The 15469-nt window shown below is 59.0% G+C and carries 11 protein-coding genes and 2 pseudogenes; 4 read left to right on the forward strand and 9 right to left on the reverse strand.

Translation table 11 applies throughout. The features are described 5' to 3' along the window. From B1526_RS07330 to B1526_RS07355, 6 genes are all read right to left on the reverse strand, one after another. Nucleotides 1-242 (reverse strand): helix-turn-helix domain-containing protein (locus B1526_RS07330; RefSeq protein WP_157908699.1); only part of this gene is annotated, 242 nt, incomplete at its 3' end. Beyond that, a complete protein-coding gene (locus tag B1526_RS07335; protein WP_095615418.1) occupies nt 235-822 on the reverse strand; it encodes an IS607 family transposase in 588 nt (195 codons plus the stop codon). The genes B1526_RS07330 and B1526_RS07335, both read right to left, overlap by 8 nt. Before the next feature lie 148 nt (nt 823-970). Then, entirely contained in the window at nt 971-2977 is a 2007-nt protein-coding gene (locus B1526_RS07340) for an ABC transporter ATP-binding protein (protein ID WP_201260144.1), read from the reverse strand. Nucleotides 2978-3045: 68 nt separating this feature from the next. Then, nucleotides 3046-4971 (reverse strand): ABC transporter ATP-binding protein, encoded by a 1926-nt coding sequence (locus B1526_RS07345; RefSeq protein ID WP_095615424.1) that lies wholly within the window; start codon nt 4969-4971, stop codon nt 3046-3048. A gap of 112 nt (nt 4972-5083) precedes the next feature. Then, nucleotides 5084-5662 carry a MarR family winged helix-turn-helix transcriptional regulator gene (locus B1526_RS07350; RefSeq protein WP_235607102.1) on the reverse strand — a complete coding sequence of 193 codons (579 nt, stop codon included), beginning with the start codon at nt 5660-5662 and terminating at the stop codon, nt 5084-5086. 265 nt (nt 5663-5927) lie between these two features. Next, nucleotides 5928-6494, reverse strand: coding sequence for an NADPH-dependent FMN reductase (locus B1526_RS07355; protein ID WP_095615420.1), 567 nt, complete (start codon nt 6492-6494; stop codon nt 5928-5930). Nucleotides 6495-6741: 247 nt separating this feature from the next. On the opposite strand from B1526_RS07355, the gene B1526_RS07360 reads away from it, so the two are divergent. Both B1526_RS07360 and B1526_RS07365 read left to right on the forward strand, forming a co-directional pair. Further along, the gene (locus tag B1526_RS07360; RefSeq protein ID WP_095615421.1) at nt 6742-7392 is read left to right on the forward strand and encodes a hypothetical protein; all 651 of its coding nucleotides are present in this window, start codon (nt 6742-6744) and stop codon (nt 7390-7392) included. A 234-nt stretch (nt 7393-7626) separates the two neighbouring features. After that, nucleotides 7627-8031, forward strand: a complete 405-nt coding sequence (locus B1526_RS07365) for a very short patch repair endonuclease (RefSeq protein WP_095615426.1) — start codon at nt 7627-7629, stop codon at nt 8029-8031. A gap of 195 nt (nt 8032-8226) precedes the next feature. Here the strand turns inward: B1526_RS07365 and B1526_RS07370 are convergent, their stop codons facing one another. The 3 genes and pseudogenes from B1526_RS07370 to B1526_RS09335 all read right to left on the reverse strand — a co-directional run. Next, nucleotides 8227-11628, reverse strand: a complete 3402-nt coding sequence (locus B1526_RS07370; protein ID WP_095615422.1) for a DEAD/DEAH box helicase — start codon at nt 11626-11628, stop codon at nt 8227-8229. 1215 nt (nt 11629-12843) lie between these two features. Then, the gene (locus B1526_RS07375) at nt 12844-13458 is read right to left on the reverse strand and encodes a hypothetical protein (RefSeq protein ID WP_133088511.1); all 615 of its coding nucleotides are present in this window, start codon (nt 13456-13458) and stop codon (nt 12844-12846) included. A 274-nt stretch (nt 13459-13732) separates the two neighbouring features. Next, nucleotides 13733-13921, reverse strand: a pseudogene (locus tag B1526_RS09335) (IS110 family transposase); the annotation flags it as partial. 167 nt (nt 13922-14088) lie between these two features. Between B1526_RS09335 and istA the strand changes: the two are divergent. Together istA and B1526_RS07385 are read left to right on the forward strand one after the other, a co-directional pair. After that, nucleotides 14089-14979 (forward strand): annotated as a pseudogene (istA, locus tag B1526_RS07380) (IS21 family transposase); the annotation flags it as partial. Between the two features lie 154 nt (nt 14980-15133). After that, nucleotides 15134-15469 (forward strand): helix-turn-helix domain-containing protein (locus B1526_RS07385; RefSeq protein WP_235607103.1); only part of this gene is annotated, 336 nt, incomplete at its 3' end.

Consider the following 15469-nt stretch of genomic DNA (forward strand, 5'->3'; position numbering starts at 1 on the left):
TTGCTGTTCTCCGGCCACCATGTTTCTCCCGTGGTCTTGTCCACGGCGAGTGTGTTCTTGGCTTGGTTCCACCACCTGCGCAGCCCGTAGTACGACCATTCGGGTTTATCGCCACGTTCGAGCATGTCCTTGACATGAGCGAGTCCCGCGTTGTAGACGAACCGCGCCGCACCAGCATGAGACTCCAAGAGTCGTTCCTGCCGTGGCGTCGGGTCAAGCGCCACCTTGACCGCCTCAAGCATCGCGTGCCGCCTTCAACGCCGCGTCCGTCTTGCGCTTGGCCGCGCGGCGTCCGTACAGCCTCGCGCACAACGAGGTCAGCACCTCGCTCATGTCGCGCACCAGATCGTCGTCCAGTTCCGTGTCGTCCACCACGACGATCCGGCGTCCCTGCGCTTTCAACGCGCTCTCCACCAGTCCCGCGTTCATGCGGGCGAGCCTGTCCCTGTGCTCCACGATCAGCGTGCCCACGGTCGGGTCGGACAACAACCGGTTGAGCTTGCGCCGCCTGTCGTTCATGCCGGAACCCGTCTCCGTGACCACCTCGGGCTTCTCGACGCCCATGCCAAGGGCGAACGCTTTCAGTCGGTCGGCCTGACGTCGCAGGTCGTTCTTTTGCTCGCCGCTGGACACTCGCGCATAGCAGACGGTGCGGGGTTCCATGCTTTTCGATTGCGGCATGGCCTCGTATTTCGGGTCGTGGATGAGCCACATGCCAGACGGCGTGCGCTCCACGGGGACGGGCATGGTGCCCTGACGGCACCATTTCCACACGGTCTGCGGGTGCAGATGCTCACGCTCGGCCCATTCCTTCACCAACATGCAACATAGTATAGCATATTAAAATATATTTAAGCAAATCGTTTAGGAAACAGCCGACCGACCCATATACGCAAGGCGGCTGTGTGGCCGCCCCCTGGGAACGCCCACACAGCCGCCTTGCACGCCCACTGTTCGGACCGGCGCGTGATCACTCGAGTTCGATTGAGCCGGTATACAGCTGGTAGTATTCGCCCTTTTCTGCCATGAGCTCATCATGCGAGCCGCGTTCGATGATGCGGCCGTGGTCGAGCACCATGATGACGTCCGAGTTCCTGACCGTCGACAGGCGGTGCGCGATGACGAACACCGTGCGCCCCTTCATCAGGTTGTCCATGCCGGCCTGGACGACTTCCTCGGTGCGCGTGTCGATCGACGACGTCGCCTCGTCGAGGATGAGCGCCGGCGGATCGGCGACCGCGGCGCGCGCGATCGAGATGAGCTGGCGCTGGCCTTGCGACAGGCCCGAGCCGTCGCCCGACAGCACCGTCTGGTAGCCGTCGGGCAGCATGCGGATGAACGAGTCCGCGTTGACGAGCTTCGCCGCGGCGATGCATTCGTCATCGGTCGCGTCGAGCTTGCCGTAGCGGATGTTGTCCATGACGGTGCCGGTGAACAGGTTGACGTCCTGCAGCACGATGCCGAGCGAACGCCTCAGGTCCGGCTTCCTGATGCCCTTGACGTTGATGCCGTCGTAGAGGATCATGCCTTCCTGGATGTCGTAGAAGCGGTTGATGAGGTTCGTGATCGTCGTCTTGCCGGCGCCGGTCGCGCCCACAAGCGCGATCTTCTGGCCCGGTTTCGCGAACCACGTGATGTCATGCAGGACCGGCTTGTCCGGGTTGTATCCGAATGTGACGTCGGTGAAGCGCACGTCGCCGCGCAGCAATGTGAGCCTGCCATCGGCCGATGTGACCGCCTCTTCGTGCGCCTCCTCGGCGACTTCTGCCGCGCGTTTGCTGAGCCGCTTCGCCGCTTCGCGCGAACGCGTGCCATCGTCGCTCGCCTCGCGCTTCCACGCCCAATGCCCGGTCTTCTTCGGCGTCTCCGTCATCGTGCGCCCGTCCGACGCGAGCTCGACATTGACGAGCGTGACGGTGCCGTTGTCCTGCTCCGGCGGTTCATCCATCAGCGCGAAGATGCGCGACGCGCCCGCGAGCGCCATCATGACCATCGTCATCTGCTGCGAGACCTGGCCGATCGGGTTGACGAAGGACCTTGACAGCGTGAGCAATGAGATGATCGTGCCGATCGTGAACGTCGCGCCGGAGAAGCTGAGGTTGCCCCAGTTGCCGAGCGCGGCGAGGCCGCCGAAGATCGCGGACAGCACGTAGAGCAGGTAGCCCATGTTGCCGACGACCGGCATGAGCACGTTGCCGTAGGTGTTCGCGCTCGCGCTCGCGTGGTAGAGGCGTTCGTTGCGTTCGTCGAACGCCGCCTGCGTCGCGTCCTCGTGGTTGAAGACCTTGATGACCTTCTGCCCGTTGACCGATTCCTCGACGAACGCGTTGACGTCGCCGAGTTCCTGCTGCTGCACGACGAAGTAGCGTCCCGAGCGGCTCACGATCACGCGGATGAGCAGCAGCAGGAGCGCCGTGAACACGAGGACGAAGACCGTGTACGGGATCGACAGGTAGAGCATCGAGATGAGCGCCGCGAGCGCGGAGACGCCCGACGCGAACATCTGCGGGAGCGATTGGCTGATCGCCTGGCGCAACGTGTCGGTGTCGTTCGTGTAGCGGCTCATGACGTCGCCGTGTTCATGCGTGTCGAAATAGGAGATCGGCAGTGTCTGCATGTGTGCGAACATCTCGTCTCGGATCTCCTTCATGACGCCCTGTTCGACGCCGACGAGCAGATACGAGTACAGCCATGCGCTGAACGTGCCGAGCGCGTACAGGATGCCCATGAAGACGAGCGCCTGGATGAGCGGCGCCCATTGCGGCACGCTCTGCCCGACGAGCGGCATGATGTAACGGTCGATGAGCGCCTGCAGGAACAATGCCGATCCCGCCTGCGCGATCGCGGATACGATGATCGCGATGATGATGAAGACCATGCGCGCCCGGTAGGCGAACACGTATTTGAGCAGGCGTTTGAGCGTGCCTTTCTTCGCCTTCTCACGAGGCTTGTTCTGCATACCGTTCGCGTCTGGCATGCGCGCGTCGTCGTTGAGGGTGTCCTTGTCACTGACGGCCGTCTGTGCCGCCGTCGCCGCTGCTGCGCTCATCGTTCACCTCCTTTGATTGCTTCGATGTCCTGTGCGACGTCGGCTTCGCGTTCGCGTTCACGTTCCTTCTGGCGCGCGATGACGTCGCTTGTGCGCGTGTCCTCGTCGTAGTCGGTCGTGAAGCCGCTCGCTTCGGATTCCTCCTCGTGCAGGTCCTGGGATTCCTTGTCGAGGTCCTGTTGTGCATGCTGTTGCGTCTGCGATTCGTAGATGCTGCGGTATTCCTCGCACCGTTCGAGCAGTTCCGCGTTCGTACCCTGGTCGAGGATGCGCCCTTCGTGCATGACGACGATCTTGTCCGATTCCTCGACCGATGCGACGCGCTGCGCGATGATGATCTTCGTCGTGTTCGGGATCTCATGGTGGAACGCCTCACGGATGAGTTTGTCCGTTTTCGTATCGACCGCGGACGTCGAATCGTCGAGGATCAGGATCTTCGGTTTCTTGAGCAACGCGCGTGCGATGCACAGACGCTGCCGTTGGCCGCCCGAGACGTTCGTGCCGCCCTGCTCGATGTAGGTGTCGTATTTGTCCGGGAATTCCTGGATGAATCCGTCGGCCTGTGCGAGCTCGCACGCGTGGCGTATCTCCTCGTCGGTCGCGTACGGGTTGCCCCAGCGCAGGTTCTCAGCGATCGTGCCCGCGAACAACACGTTCTTCTGCAGCACCATCGCGACCTCGTCGCGCAACGCCTCGAGTTCGTAGTCGCGCACGTCGACGCCGCCGACCTTGAGTGTTCCGGAGGAGACGTCGTACAGACGTGGGATGAGCTGCACGAGCGACGATTTCGCGGAACCGGTGCCGCCGACGATGCCGATCGTCTGGCCGGAGCGGATGTGCAGATCGATGTCATCGAGGACCGGACGTTCGGAATGGTCGGAATACCGGAACGTCACATGGTCGAAATCGATCGAACCGTCGGCGACGTCGGTGACGGGGTCGGCGGTCTCGCGAATCGTGCTCTCCTCGGTGAGGACGCCACAGATGCGTTCCGCGGACGCGCGCGAGATGATGACCATGACGAAGATCATCGACAGCATCATCATCGCCATCATGATCTGCATCGCGTACGTCACGAGCGCGGTCAGGTCGCCCGTCGTCAGGCCGACCGACGCGTTGTTGCCGGACGCGACGATCTGGCGTGCGCCGACCCACGCGATCGTGATGAGCGACGCGTACATGCACACGTTGAACAGCGGCGAGTTGATCGACAACAGCTTCTCCGCCTTGCAGAACAGCGCATAGATCTTCTGGGAGATGCGGCCGAACTTCCTGTCCTCGAAATCCTCACGGTTGAAGGATTTGACGACGCGGATGCCCTGCAGGTTCTCGTCGACGACATTGTTGAGCTCGTCGTATGTGTGGAAGACGCGTTCGAAGATCGGATGGACGATGATGATGAGGCCGAACAGGCCGACCGCGAGGACCGGGATGCACGCGAGGAACACCATCGAGATCTGCGGGCTGATGCGGAACGCGAAGATCCACGCGACGATGAGCATGACCGGGGCGCGCATGCCGACGCGGATGATCATCTGGTACGCGTTCTGCACGTTCGTCACGTCGGTCGTGAGCCTCGTGATGATCGAACCGGTCGAGAACCGGTCGATGTTCGCGAAACTGAAACGCTGCACCTGCTCGAACTCGTCATGGCGCAGGTTCTTCGCGAAACCGGACGACGCGATCGCCGCGAACCGTCCCGACAGGAAGCCCGCGATGAGCGACACGGCCGCGCATGCGATGAGGATGAGGCCGTACTTCCAGATGTCCGGCATCGATTCGCCGGTGATGCCCCTGTCGATGAGGACGGCGATGACCGACGGGATGAGGATCTCGATGACGGCCTCGACGATGACGAACAACGGCGAGAGGATGCTCGCCTTCTTGTATTCACGCAGCGATCTGCCGAGCGTGCGTATCACATGCTTCTTGCTCGGCGGCTGTTGCGGCGCCGCCGGGCGCGCCTGGGGTGCCTTCGCCCCGGCGTCGGCTGCTGCTGTTGTTGCGCTCACTGCCCTGCTCCTTTCCTAGCTCCTATGCGTTTGTGGTTGTGGGTGCCGTGTGTTCGGATTGTTCGGATTGTTCGGTGGGTGTCGCGGCTTCGGCCGCCTCGGCGTTTGCATCCGGCGCCGCCTCGCCGCCCACGAGCCCGGTCGCGACGAGGTTCGCTTTCATGCGCCCGAGGTCGCCGAGGAACCGCCGCTGCTCGTCATCGGAGAACCCTTTGAACAACGTGTCCTCAAGCTCCTGCGCACGCCGTTGCAATTGCGCGACGATCGCACCGGCGGCGTCCGTGAGCGCGATCTTGCGCACACGCGCATCCCATTGCACACTCGTGCGCGTGATGAGACCTTTCTTCTCCATCAACGCGAGGACACGCGACGCCGTCGACCGCGTGATCGAAAACGCGCGCTCGATGTCGTACTGGAAGACATCCTCATCACGATGGTCGTGCAGATACAGGATGATCGGCATATTCGTGCCCGACCCTGTGGACTCGGGCGGCGTGACGACATTCCAATACCGTCCGATGAGATGGTGCACCGCGCGGATCTCGAGACTCGGCTTCAGACACATCCCATCGCGCGCGTCATCCGTGTTCCCGATACCCACAGCCGTCTCCTTTCCGCTCGCCCACCGCGCGAACGGTTCCACCGCGGACAGCGGAGGTGCTCGCGACAATGCACGGTCATTCTAAATCGTCGTCGATACAACAGTTGCAGATACAATTGTTGTATGCTCACGGCATAACGATGACGATACTGTTCGACGGCACTGACGGTGCCGAACAACACGACGACCCACGAACCTCGACGGAGGATCGTGGGTCGTCATCGACGTCAATCATGTCCACGCACAACGCGCGGACATGACCTCATCACTTCACTTCGTTCTCGGAGACGAAGGTCAGGAAATCGTCGGCCTGCGTGCGCAGCGCCTCCTGATCGGCTTCCGTCATCGCCCAATCACCCGTCTCGACGGCCTCATCCGGAACGGACAGGCCGACCTCGACCGGGAAGAGACGCATGCCGGCATCCTCAAGCAGATCACCGACCATGATGCGCGGATGCAGCTCCTCGAAACCACCGACACCGGAAATCGCGACCGGCTTCTCGTCGAGGACGTTCTTGCCCTCCTCATCCTTCGTCGACGGCAGCGACAGCCAATCGAACAGGTTGCGCAGCGAATCCGGGATCGTCTTCTTGTATTCGGAGACGACGACCCACACGGCGTCCGCGTTGCCGAGCTTGTCGCGCACAGCGAGCGCAGCCTCCGGAAGCGGATACTCCGGGGACTCGCCGGCGAGCGGCAGATCCTCATAATCAACGGTGATCGTCTCGGCGCGGTCGCCGACGATGCTCATGATCTCCTTCGCGAGGTCCGCTTCGAACGAACCGTCGGTGAGCGACGTCTCAACGAATGCAATAGTTGGCTTGTCTGCCATGATGTCCTCCTATCGGTGGTTCAGGCACGGAATGCGCGCGGCGCGCGCCGCCGCTTCCGTCTTGCTGAGTACCATCTTCGTGCCGCCGACGATGTTTGGGAACCGGAAATAGCCACCGGTGAACAAATCCCGCGTGGAGTATGCGGTGCGCACATGCCGCAGCGCGTTCCATTCCGCAGCGCGGCATGCTCAGATCGGCGTCAGCGTACCGCAGTGCGGCACGCGTCACACTCGGTATGATGGGCGCATGGCATCGGAAAACGAACTTACGATCGCGCTCATGCGGCTCTGCGACGATCCGGACTCGCACGACAGTCTGCATATGGAGGCGTCGGCGAACCACGGACGTACGGTCATGCTCGACTGCAGCTACGACGACGGCCTGTCCGCGACGTTCACCGAGCTGACGCGCGACACATCCGCGTCGCAGCGCATCCTGACGACGATAGATATGGACGCGCCGTCCGCATGCTCCGCGCGCCGCATCGCCTACGCGTACCATGACCTCATCAGCACGGTCGGCAATCCGGTGACGGTCACCGCCGACGTACTCGAACAACGCATCACCCTGTTCGCACCTGATATCTGGGACGGGGATAGGGATGGGTTGCGCGCGGCGCCGTCGATATCGGTGGTGGTGAGCGCGGACGACCCATGTGCGTTCGAGCTGCACTGCACATCCGCACCGCACGATGATGCCGCACACACCGCGCAACGCCACGCGTTGCTGCGGTTCCACGGCGCCGCCGCGAACGGGTTCACTTGCGCGACGTTGTGGCAGCTCGAAGACGGCTACGCGTCCTATGCAATGCTCGACTATTCATCCGGCCCCCTCGACGACATCATCGTGGACGTCCTGTGCACCTTGCGGTTCCAGATCGTGCGCGGTTGGCGCTGATGTGTGGTATCTGGGGATCGTTGGGTGCGCCCCGAAACCTATCTCCTTATCTTTGGGTGTTTCAAGAGCGCGCCTCGCGGCGTGTCGCGGCCTTCGCGGCGCGACACGCCGCGAGTCAGCGAAAGAAGGCACCCAAAGATCGCCAGATCCATCACCCTGGCGATACTGGGTGACGTGACACAACCCCAATCGCACGACAAACCCCGGTACGAGCGCGGCACGCGCAGCTATACGATGTCACGCATACGCGGCAAGGACACGTCGATCGAGAAAATGGTGCGGTCATACCTGTTCGCGCAGGGATTCAGGTTCCGCAAAAACGACAAACGGTTCCCCGGACACCCGGATATCGTCCTCCCGAAATACCACACGATTGTGTTCGTCAATGGTTGCTTTTGGCACATGCATGAAGACTGTGCGTCGTTCCATATGCCGAAATCGAACGTGGAATTCTGGACGGCGAAGCTCACGCGCAACCGCGACCGCGACCGCCGTCAGCACGACGAGCTGAGACGGATGGGCTGGCGTGTGATCGACGTATGGGAATGCGAATTGCGCGGCAAAGCGCGCGACGCGCGATTTGAGCGGCTTGTGGGGCAGATCAGAGAGGGGGCGGATGGAGAGCGTGGGAGAAAATAGCGTCAATACACGTACCGCTCACTGTACGTCCACACTCATACGAGTCACTATACATACGATATATACGGATTTATGCCTCATACGCAGCATATGCGCACGCGTACACACGCATATTCACATTCACATACTCATGATGTGATTTTCGGATACCGACGACGGAGCTGACGTCGATATCCGAAATCCGAATACAGCCGATTACAGCAGTATGCCGAGAATGAGCATCCTCAGATTGGTTGGATACACCGGCCACATCTTGCCTTCGTCATTGCTTATGGTTTCAATGCCCAGTCGGCTGCCATAGGCAGTGGGAACCCAATAGCCTTGCGCTGTATGGACAAGCAACCCTTTGTCAGCGAGCAGCGGATTCGCGTTTCTGGCGGTCATCGTCTTGTCCAGCAGGCCTTCCTCATGAAGGAATCGGAGGAGAGTTGTCAACGATACCTTGCCATCATTGCGCACAGCGGTGGACGTTATCGGCGCAGAAGCCGCTGCCGACGAGGCAGCAGGCGCGACTGTCTGGACTTGGATAGCAGGGGCCGGAGCCGAGATATGGTCTCCGCCGGTATTGCAGCTGTTGCCAGCTTCCACGGTTTCAGGCGCAAGAGGAACAGGCGCTGTCTCCGGCTCAGCGGATTGCGTCGCCTCCTGCTTGGGTTCCGCCGTTTCATCAACCGTAGACAGGGTGACCGCAGGTTCCGATGAGACGTCGGCATTGAATCCCAGATCTTCCTGCTCATGCTGTCTCGCATCATCTTCGAGCATCTCCTGGGCGAACTGGAAGTACTTGCGCATGACCTCCTTGGAATCCTTCTTGCGCCGCGGTGCGCAGAACATGACGAACGCATCCTTCGCACGTGAGACCGCGACATTCATCAGATTCGGGTTCCCTTCGACGAATCCTGCCTCCGGATCCGATTCGCCGTATACGGAGGAATACAGCACGACCGGCCGTTCGGCGCCTTGCAACTTGTGCGCGGTGCCGCAGACGATACCTCGGGCATCATTCCCCAATGTACGTTCAAGCTCCTGTGTGATACGCGTGGCCTGCGCGCTGAATGGAGTGACGACGGCGACCACATCACCAATCGCCGGCGTCGCGCCGTTCTTGGCGTATCGTTCGGTCAGTACGTCCTTATGCTCGGCGATCCACCGAGCGATGGCCTTCGCTTCCTGCAGATTGAATCGGCTGCCGTTCTGCGTCTGCGACTGCGATCCCTGCACGAAACGGTATGTGAGCGGATAGCCCACGATATCGCCGAGTTGCTCCTCCCAATGTTTGTTCTTGCGCGACGGGACCAGTCGTCCGCCGTACAGCAGATCGTTGCAATACTCGATGATTTCCTCGACGCAGCGGTAATGCTCGGAGAGGAACAGTCCACGATCCTCAGGATTGTCTGACGGCGAATCCCACGGCGTGACATTTGAGGCAAGACGCATCAAGCTTGACGGTTCCGACGCCGTCAGGCCGTATGCGCGCATTGATTCCCACAGTTGTCCATCGATGTACGAATTGCTGGAGAAATCCTCATCCGTATCCGGGTCGAACGCCCAGACAGGCGCAATCTGCAGCACATCTCCGGTCACGACGGCCTTCTTGGCGAGCGCAAACGCCGCCAATCCCAACGGTGTGGGAATCTGTCCGGCCTCATCCACCACCAACATGTCGATGCGTCCGAAATCATAACCCTTATGATTGTTCGTCTTCTCATAATTACGGAAGAACGAAGGCAACTTGGCTTCCGTCATGACCATCATCGGTGTCAATGACGCCATCTGCGGCCAGAATCTGTCATTGACGTCCCGCTTCGGATACGCGTATCCGTATTCTTTGTCGCCCTCATCGAAGGTCTCACCGTTGAGGCACGCAAGGAACCATGTGCACTCGTAATAGTGCACGGCAAGCCAGAATTCGCATTCACGCACCGTCGTGTCCAACGCGCGGTCAATGAGTCGATAGACGTCTCCGGCGCAGCCTACATCCTTGAATTGCGGATCTTCGGATTCCTCGGCCGCGCCACGTGGCGCGCACAACATACGTAGACGCTTCACCTGATCATCAGTGAGGATGCGCAGTGATGCTATCTGGTTGATGATGCCGGCTGTACGGTCGGCGATCAGACCGAATGCCGGTTGTTTGTTCTGCTCGTCGACGTCCGGCAGTGTCAAAAGCGCCTGATGCGCAGCTTCGATGAGTTCGACACGCAGTTTGTCAAGTGCTTTCAGACCGCCCAAGATGGCGGAACGAAGCGAGGCAACGCCATCCGCATTGGCGGGGAACACACCCGTGCTGAGGAACGGCGTCCGCCGCGCGTTATCGATGAACCGCGGTACAGCGGCACGCACATAATCCGGATCCGAATAGGTGACGTACATGGCTTTGCCACGGCGCAACTCATACGGATACCCGTTTTTCTTCGCTTCATTGATCTTGGCCGAGGAGGGGAAATATGTGGCCAGTCCTTGGAACACACCGCCATCCAACTTGCCATTCTCATCCACCCGGGGAAGCCATCGCACATCCAATGGGCCCGGGTTCTTGTCCGCCACCGTGGAAAAGGACTCGATGAGATTGGTGACGGCCTGATTGTTCGCCGACGTGCCCACGATCACAGGCGCGGATTGCTCACGCAGAGCATGATCGACAAGCTCATTGCCAATCATGCTCTGGAGGGTCGCCGTCTTGCCGGTTCCGGGAGGGCCGCTGAGCGCGAGGACATCACCTTCCGGCATCCGGCAGAAGTGATGGATGGCCACGCGTTGCGAATCAGCGGGCGGGAATTGCAGCGACGCCGATGCACGGTCCGCGATCATCGCAGCCACGGTGGCCTTCGCATCGAACGGCGCGTCCTTCTCAAGCTGCTTATGTTCAAGCACCTCGGCCGGCTGGTGCTGTGTGATGGCGGTCTGCGGGTTGAGCATATGCTTGAGCAACGGCGTACGGCCAGGATGATCGAGTACATCCTGATACAGCTCTTCTATCGCTTCAGTGGCATTGATGATCCCCTGCGCCTGCACATAGCACGGATCACTGATGATTGTGAATCCATCCGACAATTGCGACGCACGCGTTTCGCAAACGGCGTCATACAGGCGGTTCGCCTCATTGAGGTATTGTGTCCACGCCGTGTTGTCGTCGCTGTTGAGCTTCACCGACTCCTCGGTGATGAACCGCCAGTATCGGTTCAACGATCCGGCAAGATAAGCCTCCTGGTCCGCATTCGCGTCCTGCCTCGCTGACTGCAGCCGTGTTAGAGGAATCCAGGCCTGATCGGCGTTCGCGTCGAAGGAAAGTCTGCCACCCTTATCCATCTTGGCGTGGATGAGCAGCAACGCCTCATAGACGTTGGGATGACGGTCATCGCGCAACGTGCGCAACGAAATGACGACTTCGACGGATTCCTTCGGCTTGCCCGTTGCCCCATTCGCCGCTTTGCGCAATCTGACGGCCTGCGCCTCGGGGATACGCCCCGCTTTGACATCCGCATAGGGAACCTCGACCACCGAGTCCCCTCGCTTGAATTCGGTGCTGATGAGCTTCTCCTGTTTCAGCGATTCGCGCATATACTCAAGCAACCGCTGCTCATTCGTCGTCCACATGACGCCTCCTTATAAACGCTACATCCTTATAAACGTTACATCCTTGTACGCGTATGCATATCAGCAAGCATAAAAGCAAATCACAACGAATCGATGAATGACGAGAACCGATTTACGGAGAGCTCATACAAATCCGAAAATCACAAAACGACGATTTCGTAATGCACTACCGCAGTAAATCTATAGACAAGGAAAGCATAGAGAAATGATCTTATGGCAGCTATCGCGAGTCTCACGCCATATGTCGCACCGGTACCATGGAGAGACATCATATCGATTCATATAAGGGATTGGTAGAGCCCGGAGAGCCGTATCTTGCACTGGGGCCGACTGCTCGGATTCGCGAATCTTGTCAGAGGCATCCATTCCACCGGACACACTGCACTATGCGCTCGATCGCTCCGACAGAGAAGACCAAGAAGAACACAAATCGCTGTTAATAAACATCTAGTCATTTTATTAGCTTTCGAGAGGTTACATCATCTTCATATAGAGACAGGGAGATAGTAATGTGTTAAGAATTTTGCCCCGGAGACCCCGCCCAGCAGATCGTCTCCACCAGCACCGATCGTTCAGAGATTCACTGCCAGCAAGTTTCCAGCATCTTCCATCTGAAACAATCACATATGGACACATATCTAGCCTCGTCCACCCCCATGGGAACGGAAGAGGCGGCACTTTGCACCGCCGTGTTAACATCTATTTGATTCACCTGCGACAGCCGACTCAATCTATACACAATGATGTCGCATATCGCAGAAGCCATCACTGCGTCCCCCGGATACTGCGCAGCGATTTTTTGAAGAATGCCGCGAGCACAGGCAGCGGCCACAGCACCGGTCACCGTAAGAACATCTCTCCCTCCACGGAATTTGGTTACATGCGACTTATCCCGACGTCAAGCAGCACAGTCACCTTCATCGACCTCGGTAGGACATCAGGGCATGCTTTCTGGAATCATCTCGTGAGTACACAGCGAACGGCCCGAATCCATCAGCAAAGCATTCCTCGACAACGTCCGAAAACATCAATTCGCACAGTCTGTCATATCTCATCAACATCATTCGTACTGTAAAAATCCCACATAACGATTAGTCGCCCTCAATATTCGAAAGTTTTGCCACCCATTCCAACGAGAGAATAGGCCATGAAAAAGATTGTGGACTAGGCATGCAATCCCTTGCACGATATCCTATTTTCATGCATATTATATTATCAGAAATAATCCTCATAATCCGGGAGTGGGAACATAGGATAAACATAGCGAACATTCCGACGCGTGATATACGGGGCATGCACTTGGTAAAGTGTCGTCGGAAGTTCCGACATCGTCGGAACACCAGAACTGAGACTGAGAAGAATACGCTCCAGCGAAGCCTCGCCGCGGAACGGAGGCCCAAGAGTTATCGGAGGCATGATCGCCTGAAAATCATTGATATCCAAAGCCATCCAGTTGAACTCCTCTGTATAGCACAAATCGAGAACGACGTATTCTTCGTCGGATTTCTCGAATTCACGCCACAAAGAAAGAACCGCCTCTCGATTAAATCCTATCGATTGCCGAAAATCTTCGTAATCGGTATACGGAACGACTTGGACGTCATCGTCACCAAAAGTGACTCGTTTGGCGAATCCGAAAACCATTCCGGAAACCGCAAGAGGATCATATCCATTAAGATCACAGAAAATTTTATGAATATTAGAGTAAGTTTGTGAAAGCATAGGAATCTTACGAATATAATCACTTGCTGATATAGACGGTAAATACGCACCCTCTTGTATAACCGTGTCTAAAACAGATCGCTTTTGCACAGTCCAGAATTGAGTCATCGTCACTTCTCCTTGCATCATTGCTCGAAAGAATTTCGCATCACCGCGGTAGAAAGCCAATAATACATTAGTTTGGGCGTATGGGCAAAAAGTTGTTGCTAAGGTCCTCGTTCGCCTTGCAGCTGGGGGCGTGTCGTCATGTTGGAATTCCCGTGGGGGTGTCTATCTGTTTGCCAAGTGGATTGCGCGTGTTGGTAGCCGGTTTTGGGCATGCTTCGCCTTGCCTGGGGGTTGTGTGAGGTTCAGGCCGCCAGATGCGAGGGTTGGTAAAGGGTTCCGTTTTGGGCATGCTATAGAGGACGTTGCAGCGGCGGCCCAGACAGATGATGGCGGCGTTGTGGCGTTTGCCCTCGGCGCATTTGCGCTGGTAGTAGGTGTGGCTGTCGGGGTCGTGGAACGCGGCAATGAACGCGGTCTGTCATAGTGCGTTCTTGAGGCATTTATTGCCTCCGCGCGCGGGGTGTGTGTTTGTTCAATAGGAAGTGGGCCGGTTGAGCATCTGGAATTAGTCCATGTGAGCGGTTGGTTTTAGTCCGTTTCATCACTTCGGTGGGATGAGGGCACCGGTTCCGCGCGAACCTTGATATTTTCCCGAATTGCAGGTTCCAACGGCTTTCGGGAAGGAAAGGAATGACGAAACCGGTGTCAGTACAGCAAGATATCAGACTCCTTGACGCGAAAGGGGTGCCGTGGCGCGAGATAGCGCGGCGCCTGGGTGTGTCGCGGGAGACCGTCAAGAAGTACGCACAGATGGAGGATTGTTCGCCGAAACCGGCCTCGCGTCCGGCGCGCGCGTCGGGGATCGACGCGTATGCGCAGACGGTCGACGCGTGGCTCGGCGCCGATTTGCGTATGCCGCGCAAGCAGCGGCATACCGCGCGGCGCGTGTATGACCGGCTGGTCGCCGAATATGGGTTCGAGGGCTCGTATTCGATGGTCCAACGGTATGTCAAGCGGTGGCGTGAGGAACGTCGCGACGAGGGGGACGGGTTCATGGAGCTGGAATGGAGGCCCGGCACGATGCAGGTCGATTTCGGCCAGGCCCGGGCCACGCTTGCCGGCCGCGAGGTCACGGTGCATTGCCTGGTGGCCACGTTCCCGCATTCGAACATGCGGTATGTGGCCGCAATGCCCGGGGAGAACGCGGAATGCGTGTGCGAGGGGTTGTTGGAGATCTTCGAGCATATCGGCCTGGTGCCGTCGCTGCTGGTGTTCGACAACGCGACGGGCGCGGCGCACCGTGTCGCGTGGGACAAGGTCAGTGTGGTCAGGGTGTTCCAGTTGTTCTGCGAACATCATCGCGTGGAGGCGCGGTTCTGCAATCCGCGCAGCGGCTGGGAGAAGGGCAGCGTGGAGAACGCGGTCGGGTTCCTGCGCCGCAACCTCATGGTCCCGCAGCCCAGCGCGGAGGGGTATCGGCAGTTGACGCGGTGGCTGCTGTCCCGTTGCGACGAGTTCGCCGGGCGCGCGCACTACCGGCTGGGCAGGACGGTCTCCGACTTGTTCGGTGAGGACCGCGACGCGATTGTTTGTGTTCAATTAGAGATTGCGGTTTTAGTCATGTAAAAGTTTCGGGTTTGGTCATGGGAGCATGCCGACCACTGTTACAGGGCCTTGTTTGACTGGGAGCGTCTGACTTCTTCCAGTTGAAAGGTCCGGAAAGGCAATGATCAGCATGTCCGTCATTCACTCTATCCGTTGCATGCGAAAGGAAGGTGCGTCCGTCGCCGCGATTGCGCGCGAGCTGGGTATCAGCGAGCCGACGGTGCGCAAGTACCTCAGGGAGGTCGACCTGTCCGACAGGCCGCCGGTGAGGCGTGAGCGGCCGTCGAAGATCGACCGGTGGGTGCCGTTGATCGAGGGCTGGTTGGCCGAGGACCGGCGGACGTGGTCGAAGCAGCGTCATACGGCGACCCGTATCCACCGGCGTCTGGTTGATGAGTGCGGCGCTGATGTGTCATTGTCCACCGTGACGCGCAAGGTGCGCGAGCTCAAACGTGAGTTCGGCCTT

It is taken from the genome of Bifidobacterium criceti, from assembly GCF_002286935.1.
Lineage (GTDB): Bacteria > Actinomycetota > Actinomycetes > Actinomycetales > Bifidobacteriaceae > Bifidobacterium > Bifidobacterium criceti.

Excerpts from the sequence above, each read along its gene's own strand:
- B1526_RS07365 (WP_095615426.1), top strand. The coding sequence starts at position 7,627 with ATGTCACGCATACGCGGCAAGGACACGTCGATCGAGAAAATGGTGCGG.
- B1526_RS07335 (WP_095615418.1), bottom strand. The coding sequence starts at position 822 with ATGTTGGTGAAGGAATGGGCCGAGCGTGAGCATCTGCACCCGCAGACC.
- B1526_RS07340 (WP_201260144.1), bottom strand. The coding sequence starts at position 2,977 with ATGCCAGACGCGAACGGTATGCAGAACAAGCCTCGTGAGAAGGCGAAG.
- B1526_RS07375 (WP_133088511.1), bottom strand. The coding sequence starts at position 13,458 with ATGACTCAATTCTGGACTGTGCAAAAGCGATCTGTTTTAGACACGGTT.
- B1526_RS07370 (WP_095615422.1), bottom strand. The coding sequence starts at position 11,628 with ATGTGGACGACGAATGAGCAGCGGTTGCTTGAGTATATGCGCGAATCG.
- B1526_RS07355 (WP_095615420.1), bottom strand. The coding sequence starts at position 6,494 with ATGGCAGACAAGCCAACTATTGCATTCGTTGAGACGTCGCTCACCGAC.
- B1526_RS07360 (WP_095615421.1), top strand. The coding sequence starts at position 6,742 with ATGGCATCGGAAAACGAACTTACGATCGCGCTCATGCGGCTCTGCGAC.